The organism is Microbacterium sp. zg.Y909, assembly GCF_024626565.1.
The window spans coordinates 1-1,339 of sequence record NZ_JANJFJ010000654.1 but is presented as its reverse complement, the minus strand read 5'-3'; the positions used below and the strand labels follow the sequence as shown (position 1 = coordinate 1,339).

At 69.5% G+C, this 1,339-nt stretch carries 1 protein-coding gene and 1 pseudogene; one reads left to right on the top strand and one right to left on the bottom strand.

Annotated features, from left to right (window positions below; all coding sequences use genetic code 11):
- On the top strand, window positions 1-1,113 hold a 1,113-nt coding region (locus NQ160_RS23850; protein ID WP_257517463.1), incomplete at its 5' end, for an NADP-dependent isocitrate dehydrogenase.
- Window positions 1,114-1,220: 107 nt separating this feature from the next.
- Here NQ160_RS23850 and NQ160_RS23845 read toward each other — a convergent pair.
- Window positions 1,221-1,339: pseudogene (locus tag NQ160_RS23845) on the bottom strand (GNAT family N-acetyltransferase); the annotation flags it as partial.

Genomic DNA, 1,339 nt, shown 5'->3' with positions numbered 1-1,339 from the left:
GACACCATCGCGGTCATCCCGGACTCCTCGTACGCCGGGGTCTACCAGACCGTCATCGACGACGTCATCGCGCACGGTCCGCTGGACCCGGCCACGATCGGCAGCGTTCCCAACGTCGGCCTCATGGCGCAGGCGGCTGAGGAGTACGGCAGCCACGACAAGACGTTCGAGATCGCCTCCGAGGGCGTCGTGCAGGTGCGGAACTCCGCCGGAGACGTGCTGCTCGAGCACGCCGTCGCCCCCGGTGACATCTGGCGTGCGACGCAGACCAAGGACATCGCCGTGCGCGACTGGGTGAAGCTCGCCGTCACCCGTGCTCGCGCCACCGGCGCGCCCGCCGTGTTCTGGCTCGACGCGTCGCGCGCGCACGACGCCCAGCTCATCGAGAAGGTGAAGACCTACCTGGCCGACCACGACACCGACGGGCTCACGATCGAGATCCTCGCGCCGGCAGAGGCCACCCAGTACTCGCTGGACCGCATCCGCAAGGGCGAGGACACCATCTCGGTGACCGGCAACGTGCTGCGCGACTACCTCACCGACCTCTTCCCGATCCTCGAGGTCGGCACGAGCGCCAAGATGCTCTCGATCGTGCCGCTGCTCGCCGGGGGAGGCCTCTTCGAGACCGGCGCCGGCGGCTCGGCGCCCAAGCACGTGCAGCAGCTGGTGGCCGAGAACTACCTGCGGTGGGACTCGCTGGGCGAGTTCTTCGCGCTGGCGGCATCCCTCGAGCACCTCGCGACCACCACCGGCAACGTCAAGGCGCAGATCTTGGCCGACACGCTGGATGCCGCGACGGGTACGTTCCTCGAGCAGGACCGCTCGCCCGGCCGCAAGCTCGGCACCATCGACAACCGCGGCAGCCACTTCTACCTCGCGCTGTACTGGGCACAGGAGCTCGCCCGGCAGACCGCCGACGCCGAGCTGGCCGCCGTCTTCGCCCCGATCGCCGATGCACTGGCCTCGCAGGAGGAGCAGATCGTCGCCGAGCTGAACGCCGTGCAGGGCTCGCCCGCCGACATCGGCGGCTACTACCGCCCCGACGTCGCCCGCGTGGAGGCCGTCATGCGCCCGTCCGAGACGTTCAACGCGGTGATCGACGCGATCGGCTGACCCGCGCGCAGACCGTGAAACGAATACGGGCGGCCGAGACGATGGGTATTACCCACTGTCTCGGCCGCCCGTATTCGTCTCAGCGTCGAAGGGCGGGGCGGATGCCGCTACAGGCGCACCTCGGCGACGACCTCGCCGTACTCGGTCTCGCCGACGGGGGTGAAGCCCACGCGGGTGAAGAAGGTCTCGGGGCCGCCTTCGCCGGCTTCGTAGATGACGTTCACGT